Annotated in this window: 17 protein-coding genes; 13 read left to right on the plus strand and 4 right to left on the minus strand. The window is 65.7% G+C overall.

The annotated features are described in order from the left end of the window. Positions 1-26 precede the first annotated feature (26 nt). The 5 genes from B586_RS06790 to coaD are packed head-to-tail and all read left to right on the plus strand — an operon-like array spanning position 27 to position 5,862. Positions 27-806: a DsbA family protein gene (locus B586_RS06790; RefSeq protein ID WP_047313417.1), complete on the plus strand. Its 780-nt coding sequence runs from the start codon at positions 27-29 to the stop codon at positions 804-806. Beyond that, entirely contained in the window at positions 803-1,396 is a 594-nt protein-coding gene (locus B586_RS06795) for a vitamin K epoxide reductase family protein (RefSeq protein ID WP_054880357.1), read from the plus strand. Before B586_RS06790 ends, B586_RS06795 begins: the two co-directional genes overlap by 4 nt. A gap of 13 nt (positions 1,397-1,409) precedes the next feature. Beyond that, entirely contained in the window at positions 1,410-4,805 is a 3,396-nt protein-coding gene (locus tag B586_RS06800) for a pyruvate carboxylase (protein WP_047313037.1), read from the plus strand. Further along, the gene (gene rsmD, locus B586_RS06805; protein ID WP_082607549.1) at positions 4,802-5,356 is read left to right on the plus strand and encodes a 16S rRNA (guanine(966)-N(2))-methyltransferase RsmD; all 555 of its coding nucleotides are present in this window, start codon (positions 4,802-4,804) and stop codon (positions 5,354-5,356) included. The genes B586_RS06800 and rsmD overlap by 4 nt, the downstream gene beginning before the upstream one ends. Positions 5,357-5,379: 23 nt before the next feature. Further along, entirely contained in the window at positions 5,380-5,862 is a 483-nt protein-coding gene (coaD, locus tag B586_RS06810; RefSeq protein WP_047313035.1) for a pantetheine-phosphate adenylyltransferase, read from the plus strand. 56 nt (positions 5,863-5,918) lie between these two features. Here coaD and B586_RS06815 read toward each other — a convergent pair whose 3' ends face one another. Next, on the minus strand, positions 5,919-7,286 hold the full coding sequence (locus tag B586_RS06815) for an HNH endonuclease signature motif containing protein (protein ID WP_054880355.1): 1,368 nt from the start codon (positions 7,284-7,286) through the stop codon (positions 5,919-5,921). Positions 7,287-7,347: 61 nt separating this feature from the next. Continuing rightward, positions 7,348-8,526, minus strand: coding sequence for a permease (locus tag B586_RS06820; protein WP_047313033.1), 1,179 nt, complete (start codon positions 8,524-8,526; stop codon positions 7,348-7,350). Positions 8,527-8,737: 211 nt separating this feature from the next. On the opposite strand from B586_RS06820, the gene sepIVA reads away from it, so the two are divergent. The 6 genes from sepIVA (at position 8,738) to B586_RS06850 (ending at position 12,466) form a co-directional block, all read left to right on the plus strand. Further along, complete coding sequence (sepIVA, locus tag B586_RS06825; protein ID WP_047313416.1) at positions 8,738-9,475, plus strand: cell division protein SepIVA; 738 nt, start codon at positions 8,738-8,740, stop codon at positions 9,473-9,475. A gap of 99 nt (positions 9,476-9,574) precedes the next feature. After that, positions 9,575-10,180 (plus strand): YceD family protein, encoded by a 606-nt coding sequence (locus B586_RS06830; RefSeq protein ID WP_156406727.1) that lies wholly within the window; start codon positions 9,575-9,577, stop codon positions 10,178-10,180. Continuing rightward, positions 10,177-10,893 (plus strand): ribonuclease III, encoded by a 717-nt coding sequence (rnc, locus tag B586_RS06835; RefSeq protein WP_054880354.1) that lies wholly within the window; start codon positions 10,177-10,179, stop codon positions 10,891-10,893. The genes B586_RS06830 and rnc overlap by 4 nt, the downstream gene beginning before the upstream one ends. Beyond that, a complete protein-coding gene (gene mutM / locus B586_RS06840; RefSeq protein WP_054880353.1) occupies positions 10,894-11,742 on the plus strand; it encodes a DNA-formamidopyrimidine glycosylase in 849 nt (282 codons plus the stop codon). Positions 11,743-11,772: 30 nt separating this feature from the next. After that, positions 11,773-12,183: an OsmC family protein gene (locus tag B586_RS06845; protein WP_054880352.1), complete on the plus strand. Its 411-nt coding sequence runs from the start codon at positions 11,773-11,775 to the stop codon at positions 12,181-12,183. After that, a complete protein-coding gene (locus B586_RS06850) occupies positions 12,173-12,466 on the plus strand; it encodes an acylphosphatase (protein ID WP_054880351.1) in 294 nt (97 codons plus the stop codon). The genes B586_RS06845 and B586_RS06850 overlap by 11 nt, the downstream gene beginning before the upstream one ends. Positions 12,467-12,493: 27 nt before the next feature. Here B586_RS06850 and B586_RS06855 read toward each other — a convergent pair whose 3' ends face one another. After that, entirely contained in the window at positions 12,494-13,048 is a 555-nt protein-coding gene (locus B586_RS06855; protein WP_052915687.1) for a PPE family protein, read from the minus strand. Between the two features lie 76 nt (positions 13,049-13,124). Next, the gene (locus tag B586_RS06860; protein ID WP_054880350.1) at positions 13,125-13,433 is read right to left on the minus strand and encodes a PE family protein; all 309 of its coding nucleotides are present in this window, start codon (positions 13,431-13,433) and stop codon (positions 13,125-13,127) included. 546 nt (positions 13,434-13,979) lie between these two features. Between B586_RS06860 and smc the strand changes: the two genes are divergently transcribed. Together smc and ftsY are read left to right on the plus strand one after the other, a co-directional pair. Beyond that, positions 13,980-17,591, plus strand: coding sequence for a chromosome segregation protein SMC (gene smc, locus B586_RS06865; RefSeq protein ID WP_054880349.1), 3,612 nt, complete (start codon positions 13,980-13,982; stop codon positions 17,589-17,591). A gap of 99 nt (positions 17,592-17,690) precedes the next feature. Beyond that, positions 17,691-18,980 (plus strand): signal recognition particle-docking protein FtsY, encoded by a 1,290-nt coding sequence (ftsY, locus tag B586_RS06870; protein ID WP_054880348.1) that lies wholly within the window; start codon positions 17,691-17,693, stop codon positions 18,978-18,980. The last annotated feature ends 47 nt before the right edge of the window (positions 18,981-19,027 follow it).

Genomic DNA, 19,027 nt, shown 5'->3' on the forward strand with positions numbered 1-19,027 from the left:
TCGAGCACGTGAGGATCAGCGAACCTGTGGCCGATAACCGCAAACGTCCCCAGCGATTCGACCTAAAGTCGACCGGCGGCAGTTCCGGCCGGGCTGTCGTGATCGCGGGCACTGCGATCGTCGTGATCTTCGCGGTCGTCGTCGTCTTGGCCGTCATGAAGTCGCAGCACGCCAAGAAGGATGGTGCGGCCCCGCTGACCGGCTCGGGCGACACGGTGCGGGTGACTTCGAGCAAGTTAGTTACCCAGCCCGGCACCAACGACCCCAAGGTCGTGATGTCTTTCTACGAGGACTTCCTGTGCCCGGGGTGCGGCGTATTCGAGCGGACTTTCGGGCCCACGGTGTCCAAGCTCATCGACATCGGTGCGATTGCGGCCGATTACTCCGTGGTGTCCATCCTTGACCACCCGCGAAACCATAACTACCCGTCCCGGGCAGGTGCGGCGGCCTTGTGCGTCGCTGATGAATCCATGGATGCGTACCGTCGTTTCCATGCCGCGTTGTACAGCAGCAACTTCCAACCCAGTGAACTTGCGAGCAGTTTCCCCGACAATGCGAAGTTGATCGAAGTTGCGCGGGAAGCCGGCGTGGTCGGGAAGGTCCCGGACTGTATTAACAGCGGGAAGTACCTGGCCAAGGTCAACGCAGAAGCAGTGCTCGCGAAGATCTCGGCAACCCCGACGATCAAGATCAACGGCGACGAGTATGACTGGTCGACACCCGACGCGTTGGTGGCCAAGATCAAAGCGATCGTGGGTGCCGTTCCGGGCATCGACATGGCTGTCACTGCTCCGACGACGTCGTGACTACGCGGTGTTCGGTGCCCACCGCATGGTGGGTGCTGATCGCGGGTGTGATTGGCTTGACCGCCTCGATGACGTTGACGGTTGAGAAGATCAGAATTCTGCTCAACCCGGCCTACGTGCCGTCGTGCAACGTCAACCCGATCCTGGCATGCGGCTCGGTCATGATCACACCGCAGGCGTCGGTACTGGGGTTTCCCAACCCGCTGCTGGGCATCGTGGGCTTTACTGTGGTAACGGTTACCGGTGTGCTGTCGGTCGCGAAAGTATCACTGCCGCAATGGTATTGGATCGGACTGGCGGTCGGGACACTGGTTGGCGTGGGGTTTGTGCACTGGCTGATCTTTCAGAGCCTGTACCGCATCGGGGCGTTGTGCCCCTACTGCATGGTGATCTGGGCGGTCAGCGTGTCGCTACTGGTGGTGGTTACCGCCATCGTGTTTCGTCCAACGCTGGAGGGCTCGACCGGCCGGACCAGCGCCATAGCCCGGGGGATTTATCAATGGAGATGGTCGATCGCCACGCTGTGGTTCACTACGGTGTTTCTGCTGATCATGGTGCGATTCTGGGACTATTGGTCGACACTCGTCTGAATATGGGGTCAAGGTGATCTCTAAGGTGCTCGTGGCCAATCGCGGGGAGATCGCGATCCGCGCGTTCCGCGCCGCCTACGAACTGGGTGTCGGCACGGTGGCGGTGTATCCGTACGAGGATCGCAATTCGCAGCATCGACTGAAGGCCGACGAGTCTTACCAGATCGGCGACATCGGTCATCCGGTGCGGGCCTACCTGTCCGTCGACGAAATCGTCGACACGGCTCGCCGCGCTGGCGCCGACGCCGTCTACCCCGGCTACGGGTTTTTGTCGGAGAACCCGCAGTTGGCTGCGGCATGTGCGGCCGCGGGCATCACGTTCGTCGGCCCCACCGCCGAAGTGCTTAAGCTGACCGGAAATAAGTCTCGGGCGATCGCTGCGGCCCGCGACGCCGGCCTGCCCGTGCTCATGTCGTCGGCACCGTCGGCCTCGGTCGATGAGCTGGTGTCGGCCCTGAAGTCAGGCGAGACCGGCATCCGGTTTCCGTTGTTCGTCAAAGCGGTTGCCGGCGGCGGCGGTCGAGGTATGCGCCGCGTCAACAATGCCAGCGCGCTCCCCGAAGCGATCGAAGCCGCCAGCCGGGAAGCCGAATCCGCGTTCGGGGATCCGACGGTCTATCTCGAACAGGCGATGCTGCAACCACGCCACATCGAGGTGCAGATCCTTGCCGACACCGTCGGCAACGTGGTCCACCTCTACGAGCGCGACTGCAGTGTGCAGCGTCGCCATCAAAAGGTCATCGAGCTGGCGCCCGCGCCGGGCCTGCCCGCCGAATTGCGGAAGAAAATGTGCGCCGACGCGGTCGCATTTGCCCGGCATATCGGGTACAGCTGTGCCGGCACGGTGGAGTTTTTGCTAGGCGAGAGTGGCCAGTACGTGTTCATCGAGATGAATCCGCGGATTCAGGTGGAGCACACCGTCACTGAGGAGATCACCGACGTCGACCTGGTCTCCAGTCAGCTGCGGATCGCCGCTGGAGCGTCGCTCGACGAGCTTGGTCTACGCCAGCCCGACATTCGGCCGCACGGGGCGGCGTTGCAGTGCCGGATCACTACCGAGGACCCGGCTAACGGCTTTAGGCCCGACACCGGCCGGATCAGCGCGTACCGGAGCCCCGGTGGGGCGGGCATCCGGTTGGACGGCAGCACCAACCTCGGCGCCGAGATCAGCGCACACTTCGATTCCATGCTGGTCAAGCTGACCTGCCGGGGCCGTGACTTTCCGACGGCGGTGGGCAGGGCGCGCCGGGCGATCGCGGAGTTCCGGATTCGCGGAGTATCAACGAATATTCCTTTCTTACAAGCGGTCCTAGATGACCCGGACTTTCGCGCCGGCCGTCTCACCACGTCGTTCATCGACGAGCGGCCGCAGCTGCTGACCGCGCGTGCCTCGGCCGATCGCGGTACCAAGATCCTCAACTATCTAGCCGATGTCACCGTCAACCAGCCGCACGGCTCGCGGCCGTCAACGGTGTACCCGCACGACAAGCTGCCCGACATCGATCTACACGCCGCGCCACCGGACGGATCCAAGCAGCGATTGGTTGAGTTGGGGCCCCAGCGTTTTGCGCGCTGGCTACGGGAATCGGCGGCGGTCGGGGTTACCGATACAACGTTCCGCGACGCCCACCAATCGCTACTGGCCACCCGAGTGCGCACCAGCGGGTTGGCCAGGGTGGCACCGTATCTCGCCCGGACCATGCCGCAGCTGCTGTCGGTGGAGTGTTGGGGCGGTGCGACGTACGACGTGGCACTGCGTTTCCTCAAGGAGGATCCCTGGGAGCGGCTGGCTACGCTGCGTGCTGCGCTGCCCAACATCTGCCTGCAGATGCTGCTGCGAGGTCGCAACACGGTCGGCTACACACCGTACCCGGAGGTGGTTACCTCGGCGTTCGTGGCGGAGGCAACGGCCACCGGCGTTGACATCTTCCGAATCTTTGACGCGCTCAACAACGTTGAGTCGATGCGCCCGGCGATTGACGCGGTGCATGAAACAGGTTGTGCAGTAGCAGAAGTCGCGATGTGCTATACCGGCGATCTGGCCGACCCGGGGGAGCGGCTCTACACCCTGGACTACTACTTGAACCTGGCTGAGCAGATCGTGGACGCTGGTGCACACGTGCTGGCCATCAAGGATATGGCCGGACTGTTACGGCCACCGGCCGCGCGGCGGTTGGTCGGTGCGTTGCGCAGTCGTTTCGACCTGCCCGTGCACGTACACACCCACGACACACCTGGCGGGCAGCTGGCCAGCTATATGGCGGCGTGGCAGGCCGGGGCTGACGCCGTCGACGGCGCCGCCGCGCCGATGGCAGGAACCACCAGCCAGCCCGCGCTGAGCTCGATCGTGGCCGCTGCAGCGCACACCGAGTACGACACCGGTCTGTCGCTGTCCGCGGTGTGCGCATTGGAGCCGTACTGGGAAGCGCTACGAAAAGCGTACGCCCCCTTTGAATCTGGTCTACCTGGCCCGACGGGACGGGTCTATCACCATGAGATTCCGGGTGGCCAGTTATCCAATCTGCGTCAGCAGGCGATTGCGCTGGGGCTGGGGGATCGATTCGAGGAGGTCGAGGAGGCCTATGCGGGCGCCGACCGGGTGTTGGGCAGGTTGGTCAAGGTCACGCCGACATCGAAGGTGGTCGGCGACCTGGCGCTGGCGTTGGTCGGTGCTGGGGTAAGTGCGGACGAATTCGCCTCGGAGCCAGCGCGATTCGATATCCCAGATTCGGTGATGGGCTTCCTGCGGGGCGAGCTTGGTGATCCGCCCGGCGGCTGGCCCGAACCGCTGCGCACCACGGCGCTGGCCGGCCGTACTCCGGCCAAGCCCATTCGGCAGCTAGCCAGCGACGACGAGGCCGCTTTAACACTAGCCGGTGCCAAGCGTCAAGCCACCCTAAACCGGCTGTTATTTCCAGGTCCAACAAAGGAATTCGAGGAGCACCGAGAAACCTACGGCGACACTTCGCAATTGTCGGCCAACCAGTTCTTCTACGGCCTTCGCCAGGATGAAGAGCACCGGGTGGAACTGGAGCGCGGAGTTGAGCTGTTGATCGGGCTGGAGGCCATCTCCGAGCCCGACGAGCGTGGCATGCGAACGGTGATGTGCATCATCAACGGCCAGCTGCGGCCGGTCCTGGTGCGTGATCGCAGCATCGCCAGCTCGGTTCCGGCCGCCGAGAAGGCCGACCGCGCTAATCCCGGACACATTGCGGCACCGTTCGCCGGAGTCGTCACCGTCGGGGTGTCCGTCGGCGACCAAGTTAGCGTCGGGCAGACCATCGCCAGCATCGAGGCGATGAAAATGGAAGCCCCGATCACCGCCCCGAAAGACGCTGTCGTAGCGCGGGTAGCGGTGTCCAGCACCGCTGCGGTGGAAGGCGGAGACCTGCTGGTGGTGCTGAGCTGACCAGGATCATCGGCGGCGTAGCGCGGGGAAGGCGCATCGTTGTTCCGCGACGGGGGACCAGGCCGACCACCGACCGGGTGCGCGAGTCGCTTTTCAACATCGTGGCCGCACGGCGGGAGCTGACCGGTCTGGCGGTGCTAGACCTCTACGCCGGTTCGGGTGCGCTCGGTCTGGAGGCGTTGTCGCGCGGAGCCGCGTCGGCGCTGTTTGTGGAATCCGACCAGCGCACCGTTGCCGTCATCGAGCGCAACGTGGCGGCCTTAGGTCTAGCCGGCGCTAGGGTGCGGCGCGGTCCGGTGGCAACCGTCCTGGCCGCCGGGACCGCGTCACCGGTGGATCTGGTGTTGGCCGACCCGCCCTACGAGATCGACACCGCCGAGGTCGAAGCGGTGTTGGCTGCGTTGATCACCCACGGCTGGGCGCGGCAGGGAACCGTCGCGGTGGTAGAACGTGGCGCCGCGAGAGCGTCGTTGACCTGGCCGGCCGGATGGAGTCCGTGGCAGTCGCGCGGGTACGGCGACACCCGTCTCGAGCTTGCCGAACTGGCCTGAGCCGCCGTGTAGCGTCTCGGTCTATGAGCGGTGCGGTATGTCCGGGGTCATTCGACCCGGTGACGTTGGGCCACATCGACGTCTTTGAACGCGCCGCGGCTCAGTTCGACGAGGTGGTGGTCGCGATCCTGCTCAACCCCGTCAAAAAGGGCATGTTCGACCTCGACGAGCGGATCGCGATGATCACCGAGTCGACGACACACCTACCCAACGTGCGCGTGGAGGCCGGAGCGGGGCTGGTGGTCGACTTCGTCAGGTCCCGCGGGATGACGGCCATCGTGAAGGGCCTGCGCACCGGCACGGATTTCGAATACGAGCTGCAGATGGCGCAGATGAACAAGCACATCGCCGGCGTCGACACCTTCTTCGTCGCGACGGCGCCGCGGTATTCGTTCGTGTCGTCGTCGTTGGCCAAAGAGGTTGCGATGCTAGGCGGCGATGTGTCGGAGCTATTGCCGGAACCGGTCAACCGCCGATTCCGGGAAAAGATGTCCGGCAGTAGTTAAAGCAGAACAGCTTTCACCGGCGGGCCAGGCAGCAGCCGGCCGATATCGGCGCCCAGCTACGGGTCGTCGTCGTCATCGTCCCCGGCGCGAAGCAGCTTTTCGGGATGGTGAAAGGTGTTGGTGCGTGGCTGGCCGTGGTCGAGATGCGGTGGCGGGATCCACTCGGTGGCGCCGTCTTTGCGTTTACGGGTGGTCCAACCCTTCTCGGCCAGCGGGTGATGGCCACCGCAGCCGAAGGTGAGCTGGTTGACATCGGTGGTGCGGCATTGAGCGTAGGGGATGACGTGATGCACCTCGCAGTAGTAGCCGGGCACGGTGCATCCCGGCGCGCTGCAGCCACGTTCTTTGGAGTACAACACGATTCGCTGCGCTGGGGAGGCAAGTCGCTTGGTGTGGTAGAGCGCCAGCGCTTTGCCCTTGTCGAAAATCGCGAGATAATGGTGGGCATGGCGAGCCAGGCGGATCACATCACTCATCGGCAAGATGGTGCCGCCGCCAGTAAGTGCCTTGCCGGCCGCTGATTCCAACTCTTTGAGCGTGGTGGACACGATGATGGTGGCCGGTAACCCATTGTGCTGCCCTAGTTTTCCCGATGCCAGCAGCGCCCTCAGTGCTGCGTTGAGGGCGTCGTGGTTGCGCTGGCTCGGCGAGCGGGTATCGCGCTGAATCGTTTCCGGTGCGGGCGCGCCGTCGACCACGGGCGCCTGGTCATTGGGGTTGGCCATGCCGGGGGCGGCCAGCTTGGCTAGCACCGCTTCCACGGTGACGCGTGCCTCGGGGGTCAGCCAACCGCTGAGGCGAGACATCCCGTCGGTGTCTTGGTTACCCAGGGTCAGGCCGCGCCGGCGGGCCCGATCCTCATCGGTGTAGCTGCCATCTGGGTTCAGGCAGTCAGTGAGCCGTTCGGCCAACTTGGCCAGCTGGTCGGGGCGGAACTGGGTGGCCAACGCGGCCAAATGCGCCTCGGCCTGTTCGCGGGTCTCGATATCCACGGCACTGGGCAGCCGGTGAAAAAAGTCGCGGATCACCTGTACATGGGTGCGTCCGATCCGCCCGTCGCGTTGGGCCGTCGCGGTGGCGGTCAGCAGCGGCGGCAACGGTTGACCGGTCAGCGCGCGCCGGGGGCCTAGGTCGGCGGCCTCGGCCACCCGTCGGCTCGCTTCGCCGCGGGTAATGTGCAGCCGGTCGGCCAACGCCGCGGGCAGTGTGCCGCCGAGCTGTTCGGAGTCGGACTGCTCGGCGATCTGATTGATCAACCCGTGCTCGACGGCAGGCAGCTGGCGGCGCGCCGTCTCGCAGCGTTGCAATAGGGCCAGTCGTTCCGGAGTGGTCAACGCGTCGAACGAGAGCCCCGTCAGCCGCGACATCGTGGCATCGAGCGTATCGAAGACCTCCTGGATCTCCCCACGGCCACTCGAAAGCATGTTCGAATGATATCGCGAGGGGCCGGCGCGCGGAGAAGTTATCCACAGGGCAACATGGCTGTTAGTGGCTGTGATCGTGCTGGTGGTGCTCCGCGTCGGGAGACCCACCCATCATGCGCGCCATCGGTAATCCCCCCGAGGTGACGAACCGGGCGACGAGCAGCGCCGCGACAACAAGGAAGGCGATGTTGAGCCAGGTGGTGTAGTTCCACGAGATCGCCGCTTGCATGACCGTGGCGTTGCGCTGGCTTGGAATGAGATGTGCTGTGCCGAAAAGTAATTCGACAAGATACCCGGCGGCGGCCATTGCGGCGTAAAAGGTGGCGAGCAGCATCAGCATCATCTTGGTGCCGTAGTACTTGCGGTAGATATTCAAGATCGGCAGGATCAACAGGTCGGCGAAGATGAATGCGATGACGCCGCCGAAACTGATGCCTCCGTTCCAGAGCACCGCGGCAAGTGGCACATTGCCGATGGAGCAGACGAAGGACACGATCGCCACGATGGGTCCCACGATCGGTCCCCACAGCGCTGCCCAGCCCGGGTGATTGGCGAAAAAGAAGTTCTGCCAAAACGATTGGGGTACCCATGCCGCGATGGCGCCAGCAATCAGCAGGCCCAGAACGAGATCGCGCAGGATCGCCAGCCATTCCATGACGAACACATGCGAGATCGAGGTAAAACCCTGCGGGGAAAACAGCCGTTGCCAGAACGATCCCTCTGCGTGGATGGACATGTCCATCGCAGCGTGGCCTTCCATCGAGCCGGCGATTCCCCGTTCGGCCTGCTGGCGGGCGGCGTCGATGAGCCGGGACCGCGCGAACAGCCGGAACAAGACGGCCAGTATCACGATCATCAGCGGGCCGCCGATGAACTCTGCGGCGGTGAATTGCCAGCCCATCAGCAGGGCCAGGATGATGCCCAACTCCACCACGAGATTGGTGGAGCCGATCTCGAATGCCATGGCGGCGGTGAAGTTGGCGCCCTTGCGGAACAGGGACCGAGCCAACGCCACCGCGGCATAGGAGCACGACGACGACGCCACGCCCAACCCGGCTGCGACGGCCAGCGTGCGGGGCCGGTCGTCGCCCATCAACGCTACGATCGTCGAGCGACGCACCACGGCCTGCGTCACTGCCGACAGAGCGAAGCCCAGGATCAGTGCCCACAGGATTTCCCACGTCATCGACCCCGCTAGCGCCAAGGCGTGACCCACCGCTGCCAGCACTGCGTCCTCCATTCGGTCCGGGGTGCGGCGATGGCGGCCCGCACCCGAGCGCCACCATATACCCCATACGGGTATAAATTCAATGCCGGGTGCCGGTATGTCGCGGCCGACGACGCCGGCCCCGGCCGTCAGACCAATGTCCGACACACCGAGCCAACAGCGTGGTCACAGCGGTAACAGCAGGCACACTGGTAACAACCATCGATGCCAGGAGGGTATGGCTGTGTACCGAGTCTTTGAAGCGCTGGACGAATTGGGGGCCATTGTCGAAGAAGCCCGCGGCGTGCCGATGACGGCGGGCTGTGTGGTACCCCGCGGCGATGTGCTGGAGCTGATCGACGACATCAAAGACGCAATCCCGGGCGAGCTGGATGACGCCCAGGATGTGCTCGACGCGCGGGATTCGATGCTCAACGACGCCAAGGCGCACGCCGATTCCATGGTGTCCTCGGCGACCACCGAGTCGGAGTCACTGCTGAACCACGCGCGCGCAGAGGCTGATCGGATCCTGTCTGACGCGAAATCGCAGGCCGATCGGATGGTCAGCGAGGCGCGTCAACACAGCGAACGGATGCTCGGGGAGGCTCGTGAGGAGTCGATTCGCATCGCGACAGCAGCCAAGCGTGAATATGAGGCCAGCCTCAGCCGCGCCCAATCCGAATGCGACCGGTTGATCGAAAACGGCAACATCTCCTATGAAAAGGCCGTCCAAGAGGGCATCAAGGAACAGCAGCGCCTGGTGTCGCAAAACGAGGTGGTTCAAGCGGCCAACGCCGAATCCACCCGACTCATCGACACCGCGCACGCCGAGGCGGACCGGCTGCGCGGTGAGTGCGACATCTATGTCGACAACAAGCTCGCGGAGTTCGAAGAGTTTCTCAACGGCACGATCCGTTCGGTCGGCCGCGGCCGCCACCAGCTCCGCACGGCGGCCGGCACGCACGATTACGTGACACGCTAGCCCCGTCTGCTAAGTGCCATCGCCACCGCGAACGGTGACTGTTGCGCTGGCGCCACCGCGGTGGGCGCCGTAGGATTTCTGCGCCGTAGGATTTCTACTATGGCGCGGCAGCATGGCGTCACGGCGCAGCGGCATCCGACCTCGCCGATGGCGATCGACATCACCCGGTTGGGGCGACGACCGGGAGCGATGGTAACCCTGCAAAATACCGTGCCCAGCCCGGCGCGCATTGGCCTGGAGCTGATCGCGATCGAGCGGGGCGCTCCGATGGACTTCGCCCTGCGGGTGGAGTCGGTGTCGGAGGGCGTGTTGGTCACTGGGACGGTGGCTGCACCCACGATGGGCGAGTGTGCCCGTTGTTTGACCGCGGTCCAGGGGCACGTGCAAGTCACCTTGACCGAACTGTTTGCCTATCCCGACAGCGCGACGGAGGCGACCACCGAGGACGGCGAGGTCGGACACGTGGTCGATAACACGATCGATCTTGAACAGTGCGTCATCGACGCCGTCGGGCTCGAGCTTCCGTTCGCGCCGACGTGCCGGCCGGACTGCCCTGGATTATGCCCGGAATGCGGTGTTTCGCTGGCTGCCGAGCCCGGTCATCACCATGACCGCATTGACCCGCGGTGGGCCAAGTTGGCCGACAGGTTGGCGCCTGACACTCCGCAGACATCGGAAACGGATGTATCGCGGGGTGAGCGGTGACCCAGCCCCGACAAGCTCTGCTGGATGTGCTCGGCGTCGATCTGCCTGATGAGCTGCTTTCGCTGGCGTTGACACACCGCAGTTATGCCTACGAGCACGGCGGGTTACCGACCAACGAGCGCCTGGAGTTTCTCGGCGACGCTGTCCTGGGCTTGACCATCACCGATGAGCTGTTCCATCGCCACCCCGACCGTTCGGAAGGGGATCTGGCCAAATTGCGGGCCAGCGTGGTCAACACCCAGGCGCTGGCCGACGTCGCGCGGAATCTATCCGACGACGGTCTCGGCGGTTACCTGCTGCTGGGCCGGGGCGAGGCGAACACCGGGGGAGCGGACAAGTCCAGCATCCTGGCCGACGGCATGGAATCGCTGCTCGGCGCGATCTACCTGCAGCACGGTATCGAGGCGGCTCGCCAGGTGATCCTGCGGTTGTTCGGCCCGCTGCTGGACGCTGCCCCGACGCTGGGAGCTGGGTTGGACTGGAAGACCAGCTTGCAGGAGCTAACAGCGGCACGCGGCATGGGCGCGCCATCGTATGTGGTGACCTCCACCGGCCCGGACCACGACAAAGAATTCACCGCGGTCGTCGTCGTGATGGACGCCGAGTACGGGTCGGGTGTCGGCCACTCCAAGAAAGAGGCCGAGCAGAAAGCCGCATCAGCGGCCTGGAAGGCACTGGAAGCACTCGACGGCGCAGGGAAAACGTCGGTGTAAATGCCCGAACTGCCCGAAGTAGAGGTGGTGCGGCGCGGCCTGCAGGACCACATTGTGGATAAGACGATCACTGCGGTTCGGGTGCACCATCCGCGCGCGGCGCGCCGCCACATTGCCGGGCCCGCCGACCTCACGGCCCGGCTGCTCGGTACCCGGATCACCGGAACCGATCGGCGCGGCAAATATCTGTGGCTGCTGCTGGACACAGACACCGCGCTCGTGGTGCACCTTGGCATGAGCGGGCAGATGCTGCTGGGGACCGCGCCGCGCGCCGAGCATGTCCGGATCGCTGCGCTGCTCGACGATGGGACTGTGTTGAGCTTCGCTGATCAGCGGACCTTCGGGGGATGGCTGCTCGCTGACCTGATGACGGTGGACGGCAGTGTGTTGCCGGTGCCGGTCGCCCACTTGGCGCGTGACCCGCTCGACCCGCGGTTCGATGCCGAAGCTGTGGTGAAAGTGTTGCAGCGCAAGCATTCCGAGCTTAAACGCCAGCTCCTCAATCAACAAGTGGTATCCGGAATCGGCAACATCTACGCCGATGAGGCGCTGTGGCGGGCTAAAGTGCACGGCGCGCGAATCGCTGCCACGCTGACCCGCCGGCAGCTGGCCGCCGTTTTGGATGCCGCCGCCGAGGTGATGCGCGACGCGCTGGCCAAGGGCGGGACGTCGTTCGATTCGCTGTATGTCAACGTCAACGGCGAATCGGGTTACTTCGACCGATCGTTGGATGCCTATGGCCGCGAAGGCGAAGGCTGCCGGCGCTGCGGCGCGGTGATGCGCCGGGAAAAGTTTATGAACCGCTCGTCGTTTTACTGCCCTAGATGCCAGCCGCGGCCCCGCCGGTAACCTCGGGGGCCAACCGCGAAAGGAGTGCCGATGACCGAACTGTGGGTCGAACGCACCGGAACGCGCCGCTACACGGGATACAGCTCGCGAGGCGCGCAAGTACTCGTCGGCTCCGAGGACGTCGACGGCGTGTTTACTCCCGGTGAGCTGCTCAAGATCGCGCTCGCCGCGTGCAGTGGGATGTCCAGCGACGAGCCGTTGGCGCGACGGCTCGGCGATGACTACAAGGCGGTGGTGCGGGTGTCCGGCGACGCCGACCGCGGCCAGGAGCGTTATCCGCTGCTGCAAGAGACCCTCGAGCTCGACCTGTCGGGATTGTCCGATGCCGACAAGGCCCGTCTGGTGGTGGTCGTCGACCGCGCGGTCGACTTGGTCTGCACCGTCGGTCGCACACTCAAATCCGGCACCACCGTGACCTGCGAGGTGGCCAATGTCGGCTAACTCGTCGGAGCCTGCGGTCCGGCTCACGGCCTGGGTGCACGGGTGGGTCCAAGGGGTCGGTTTCCGCTGGTGGACCCGCTGCCGGGCGCTGGAGCTGGGCCTCACCGGTTACGCGGCCAACCATGCCGACGGCCGCGTGCTGGTGGTTGCTCAGGGGGCACGCGACGCCTGCGAGACGTTGCTGCGCCAGCTGCAGAGCGGCACCACGCCCGGTGAGGTCGACACGGTGATCGTTGATTGGTCCCAGCCACCCGAGCAGTTCAGCGGTTTCAGCGAGCGCTAGCTCGCCAGCTCGACCGCGGCATAGGTACTAGACCGCGACGCCGTTTAGGACTAACCCGGTCTGCGTGGACATCTCCCTAAACGGCCGCACCCGCTGCATGACGAGTGCCACGTCATCTCGATAGTTCTCCATCGCCGTAGCGTTCCTCGTCCAGTACTGTTGGTAGTCGGCTTCAGCGATCGCGATCGCGTGAGTGTTTTGCCCCAATTGGTTGGTCTGGTGCAGCTGCTTTCTCCAGGCGATGTTGGCAGCGATCTCCCTCGGGGACACCATCAAATAATCCGCCCTCCGATAGGCCATCCGCGCGTGCGCGGCCAGACGAGCGGTCAAGCCGGCACGATCTGCTGCGTCGCGCAGCCAAACCAGATACGGTGCGGCCGCCTGGGTCATCTGTGTCGCCGCCGCGCTCTGCCACGCCTCCGTCAGCGTCGTCAGCGCGCCTTCAATCCCATCCGCTGCTGTATCCAGCTCATCCGCCAGGTGGTCCCACGCCGCGCTGGCGGCCGCTAGCGCGGCAGGACCCGGGCCGGCATTAAGGCGGCGGGCGTTTTCCTCAGGCGGTATCAATGTGAAGTCAGGCAACTTTTTCCCTTTCGGTCCGTCAGACCGCTGGCCCCCGCTAGCAGCGGCGGCTGTGTCGGTATCGTCGGCGACCAGATCAGCCGGTGCGGGTGGCGTTGTCGGTCTCGGTGGTCGAATACGCAGCCGCGGAGCCCGACAGCGAGGCAACAAACTCGGCAAAATTCACCGCGGCCCGACCACTGACTCTCCGATAGCCCGCCGCCTGATCGCGAAGGCGCGCCGCTACCTGCGCCGACACGTCGTCGCCACCCGGGGCAATCACAGCGGCCGTCACCTGGTCGGCCGCAACACCTTCGGCAACCATGCGATCGCCAATGCCCCGTAACGCATTTGCCGCCGTGGTCAACGCCTCGGGTGCAACACTCACACCGATCACAAAAGACATGCCAACTCCGCTTCTCCTCAAAACCCCGACTACCCAAGAATGGCCAAGTCACCCTTGGCGTGCACTACCATCGTTGACGGTGAGCGCAGCTGGCCAATGCTAACAACCATAGCGGGCGCTCAAATCTCAACCCGCCGAACACTATTCGTCGGTCGTCCAATATGGATAGTGCGTCGGTCTCCGTCGAGTCGCGATCGTCGCAATGTTAACGATCCTAGGTGATCACCCAAAATCCAGCGGCTGCAAAAGAATTCACCACCATGAGCCCTCGCGAACCTCGAACCGGCCGCCTCACACCTGTCGGACTGTTGGCGCTCGACGGCACATACGCACCTACCGCCGTCGACGCCTGATGATAGGTCGCCGCCCGCGCGACTAGGCACGCCGCCCCGCCGCTCCTTGTTTCGCCCGTAGCATCGCGTTTATCCCTCACCGGGCGAGCTTGGTGATGAGCCGCGCCCGACCGGGCGCGCGGTGGGGGTGCCTTCCGCTGGTGGGGGAGAGCCGGGCAGTGCGGACTCTGGCTCGCCGGTAGTCTGGCTGGTCGTGTACCTCAAGAGTCTGACGTTGAAGGGCTTCAAGTCCTTCGCGTCGTCGACGACTCTGCGGTTCGAGCCGGGCATTACCGCCGTCGTCGGCCCTAACGGCTCCGGCAAGTCCAACGTCGTCGACGCCCTGGCGTGGGTGATGGGGGAGCAGGGAGCCAAGACGCTGCGTGGCGGCAAGATGGAAGATGTCATCTTCGCCGGTACGTCGTCGCGGGCCCCGCTGGGCCGCGCCGAAGTCACCGTGACCATCGACAACTCCGACAACGCGCTGCCGATCGAGTACTCCGAGGTGTCGATCACCCGACGGATGTTCCGCGACGGCGCCAGTGAATACGAAATCAACGGCAGTAGTTGCCGTTTGATGGATGTCCAGGAACTGCTAAGCGACTCCGGCATCGGCCGTGAGATGCATGTGATTGTCGGGCAGGGCAAGCTCGATGAGATCTTGCAGTCGCGGCCCGAGGACCGTCGGGCGTTCATCGAAGAAGCCGCGGGCGTGCTCAAGCATCGCAAGCGCAAGGAAAAGGCGCTGCGCAAACTGGACGCGATGTCGGCGAACCTGGCCCGGCTCACCGATTTGACCACCGAGCTGCGACGTCAGCTCAAGCCGTTGGGTCGCCAAGCCGAAGTGGCCCGACGGGCGGCGACCATTCAGGCCGATCTGCGCGACGCCCGGCTGCGGCTGGCCGCCGACGACCTGGTGAGTCGACAAGGGCAGCGGGACGCGATCCTCGAGGCCGAGACGACGATGCGCCGCGAGCATGACGAGGCGGCCGCCCGGCTGGCGGTAGCGTCCGAAGAGCTGGCGGCGCATGAAGGTGCGCTGTCCACACTCTCTCAACGGGCCGAGTCGGTCCAGCAGACGTGGTTCGGGCTGTCCGCCCTGGCCGAGCGGGTCGGTGCGACGGTTCGGATTGCCAGCGAACGCGCCCACCACCTTGATGTCGAGCCGGCGACATCGAGCGACACCGACCCTGACGCGTTGGAGGCCGAGGCCCAGCAGGTGGAGGTCACCGAGCAGCAGCTGTTGGCGGAGCTGGCCGCAGCGCGCACTCGGTTGGAGGCCGCCCGCGCTGAGTTGGCCGACCGCGAGCGCCGCGCCGTCGAGGCCGACAAGGCGCATCTGGAGGCGGTCCGAGCGGAGGCGGATCGGCGCGAGGGTTTAGCGCGGTTGGCCGGCCAGGTGGAGACCATGCGGGCGCGCGTCGAATCGATCGATGACAGCGTCGCGCGGTTGTCCGAGCGCATTGAGGAGGCTGCTGCGCGCGCGCAGCAGACCCGCGCGGAGTTTGAAACCGTGCAGGGCCGCGTCGGTGAACTGGATCAGGGCGAGGTCGGCCTTGACGAACAGCACGAACGGACCGTGGCGGCATTGCGGTTCGCCGACCAACGCGTGGCCGAACTGCAATCCGCCGAGCGGGACGCCGAACGCCAGGTGGCTTCGCTGCGGGCCCGTATCGACGCGCTGGCGGTGGGACTCGAGCGTAAGGACGGCGCGGCTTGGCTGGCGCGCAATCACAGTGGCACCGGGCTGTTGGGTCCGATCGCCAAGTTGGTGAAGGTGCGCCCCGGCTACGAGGCAGCGCTGGCCGCAGTGCTCGGGCCCGCGGCAGACGCGCTGGCCGCCGACAGTTTGGGCGCGGCCAGTAGCGCACTCGCCGCGCTCAAGGAAGCCGACGCGGGCCGCGCGGCCCTCGTCTTGGGTGACTGGCCGGCAGACACCGAACCGGCCTGCGCTGCCGGGCTGCCCAACGGCGCCCAACGGGCGCTCGACTTGATTGAGGCACCGCCGCGGCTGCAGGGCGCGTTGGTCGCCATGCTTTCGGGTGTCGCGGTGGTCAATGACCTCGCCGAAGCGTTGGGTGTGGTCGCTATCCGCCCGCAGTTGCGGGTGGTCACCGTTGACGGCGATCTGGTGGGTGCCGGCTGGGTGAGCGGCGGTTCTGACCGCAAGCTGTCGACGCTGGAGGTCACCTCGGAGATCGATAAGGCCGGCACCGAGCTAGCCGCCGCCGAGGCGCAGGTGGCTCGGCTGAGCGCCGCGCTGTCCGGGGCACTGTCCGAGCAGGTCGCCCGCTCCGACGCCGCCGAGCAGGCCCTGGCCGCACTCAACGAATCCGACACCGCAATATTGTCGATGTACGACCAGCTCGGGCGGCTCGGGCAGGAGGCTCGCGCGGCCGAAGCGGAATGGGAAAGGCTGCTGGCCCAGCGTGAGGAATTAGAAGCCGGGCGGGCCAGCACCCTCGAGGAGGTCGTCGAACTCGAGACCCGGCTGCGCAACGCCGAACAGACCCAGCATGTGCATGCTGCCGATGAGAATCCTGCAGCGGCCCGGCAGCTGATTGCCGCCGCGGCCGAGGAGGCCCGCGGCGTCGAAGTGGAAGCCCGGCTTGCAGTGCGGACCGCCGAGGAACGCGCCAACGCGGTGCGCGGGCGGGCGGATTCACTGCGTCGCGCGGCCGCCGCCGAGCGCGAGGCACGGTTGCGGGCCGCCCAAGCACACGCCGCACGACTGCACGCGGCCGCGGTGGCCGCGGCGGTGGCCGACTGTGGGCAGCTGCTGGCGTCCCGGTTGAACCGGGTCGTCGACGCGGCGGCGCACCACCGCGATGCGCTGGCCGCCGAGCGTCAGCGGCGATCGGTCGCCATGGCAGCGGTGCGCGACGAGGCAAACGCTCTGCGGGCCCGGGTGGCCACCCTCACCGATTCGCTGCACCGCGACGAGGTGGCCAACGCTCAGGCGGCGCTGCGGATCGAGCAGCTCGAGCAGCTGGTGCTGGAACAGTTCGGGATGGCGCCGGTTGATTTGATCGCCGAGTACGGTCCGCAGGTTGCGCTACCGCCGACGGAACTCGAGATGGCCGAGTTCGAACAGGCCCGGGAGCGTGGTGAGCAGGTGATCGCGCCCGCCCCGATGCCGTATGACCGCGCGACCCAGGAGCGCCGGGCTAAACGTGCCGAGCGTGAGCTGGCCGAGCTAGGCAGGGTCAATCCGCTGGCGCTGGAGGAGTTCGCGGCACTCGAGGAACGCTATAACTTCTTGTCCACCCAACTTGAGGATGTCAAGGGTGCCCGCAAGGATCTGCTCGACGTCGTCGCCGACGTCGATGCCCGCATCCTGCAGGTGTTCAGCGACGCCTTTGCGGACGTGGAGCGCGAATTCCGCGGTGTCTTTACCTCGCTGTTCCCCGGCGGCGAGGGCCGGCTACGGCTGACCGCTCCGGATGACATGCTCACCACCGGCATCGAGGTAGAGGCACGTCCGCCGGGCAAGAAGGTCAGCCGGCTGTCGTTGCTGTCCGGTGGCGAGAAGTCGCTGACCGCGGTGGCGATGTTGGTGGCGATCTTTAAGGCCCGCCCGTCGCCGTTCTACATCATGGACGAGGTAGAGGCTGCGCTCGACGATGTCAATCTGCGCCGCTTGATTGGTCTGTTTGAGCAACTACGTGGCCAGTCGCAGCTCATCATCATCACGCACCAGAAGCCCACGATGGAAGTCGCTGACGCGCTGTACGGCGTCACCATGCAGGGCGATGGCATCACCGCGGTGATCTCGCAGCGGATGCGCGGCCAGCAGGTGGAGTCGCTGGTCACCAGTTCTTCGTAGCCCGGCGACGATGCACGCCGCGTAGCGGCGTGAGGTGGAGCTGGGCAATCCAGTCGAGGGCTGGTCCAACCGGCGGCGGGCCCCTGGAACAATGGCAGCGTGTCGCAAGGTCTGTGGATCGCCATCGCGGTCTTGGGCGTTATCGCCGCCCTGGTTGTTATCGCCGCGCTGATTCTGGGCCTGGTGCGTTACCGCCGGCGGCGGGTCAGCCTGACCTCTCACGGTTCCGCGCACGAACCCAGTGCAATCGACCGCTCCGGCGGCTACACCGCGTCGTCTGGCATCACCTTCAGCCAAACCGCACCGCCGGTGCGGCCCGCGGACCAGATTGACACCAGCGGACTGCCGGCGGTGGGCGATGACGCGACCGTGCCTCGCGACGCGCCGCGGCGCACCATCTCGGACGTATTGCTGCCCGAACCTGAGGTGGCAGTTGAGGTTCCCGCGGTCCCACAACTTGACATCATCGCGCCACCGGAAGGCCGATTGGAACGGCTGCGCGGGCGACTCGCCAGGACACAGAATGCGTTCGGACGCAGCATGCTGGGCTTGATCGGCGGTGGCGATCTGGATGAGGACTCGTGGCAGGAGCTCGAGGACACCCTGCTGATCGCCGATTTGGGCCCCGTTGCCACCGAGTCGGTGGTGTCTGCGCTACGCAGCCGGCTGGCCAGCAGCAACGTGTGCACTGAGGCCGACGCCCGGGCCGTGCTGCGTGACGTGTTAATCAGCGAGCTGCGACCCGACATGGACCGCTCGATCCGTGCTCTCCCGCACCCCGACCATCCCGCAGTGCTGCTGATCGTCGGTGTCAACGGCACCGGCAAGACCACCACCGTCGGCAAGTTGGCGCGGGTCTTGGTGGCTGACGGCCGGCGCGTTGTCCTCGGCGCGGCCGACACCTTCCGGGCCGCGGCCACCGACCAACTGCAAACCTGGGCTTCCCGGGTGGGCGCAGAGCTGGTACGTGGCGCCGAAGGCGCGGACCCGGCGTCGGTGGCGTTCGACGCCGTCGACAAGGGCATCGGCGCGGGCGCCGATGTCGTGGTCATCGACACCGCCGGGCGGCTGCATACCAAGGTGGGGCTGATGGACGAGCTCGACAAAGTCAAACGCGTGGTGACCCGGCGCGCGGCGGTCGACGAGGTGTTACTGGTACTCGACGCCACCATCGGGCAGAACGGGCTAGCGCAAGCCCGGGTCTTCGCCGAAGTGGTCGACATCACCGGCGTCGTGCTGACCAAGCTAGATGGAACGGCCAAGGGCGGCATTGTTTTCCGCGTCCAACGAGAGCTTGGGGTGCCGGTGAAACTGGTCGGGCTGGGTGAAGGACCCGACGACCTGGCGCCATTCGAACCCGCCGCTTTCGTCGACGCCCTGCTGGGGTGAATCTCCTTAGGCGCAGAGCGACGTTCATCCTGGACGTTAATCCCGCG

Origin of the sequence: Mycobacterium haemophilum DSM 44634, from assembly GCF_000340435.2 — a bacterium.
GTDB lineage: Bacteria > Actinomycetota > Actinomycetes > Mycobacteriales > Mycobacteriaceae > Mycobacterium > Mycobacterium haemophilum.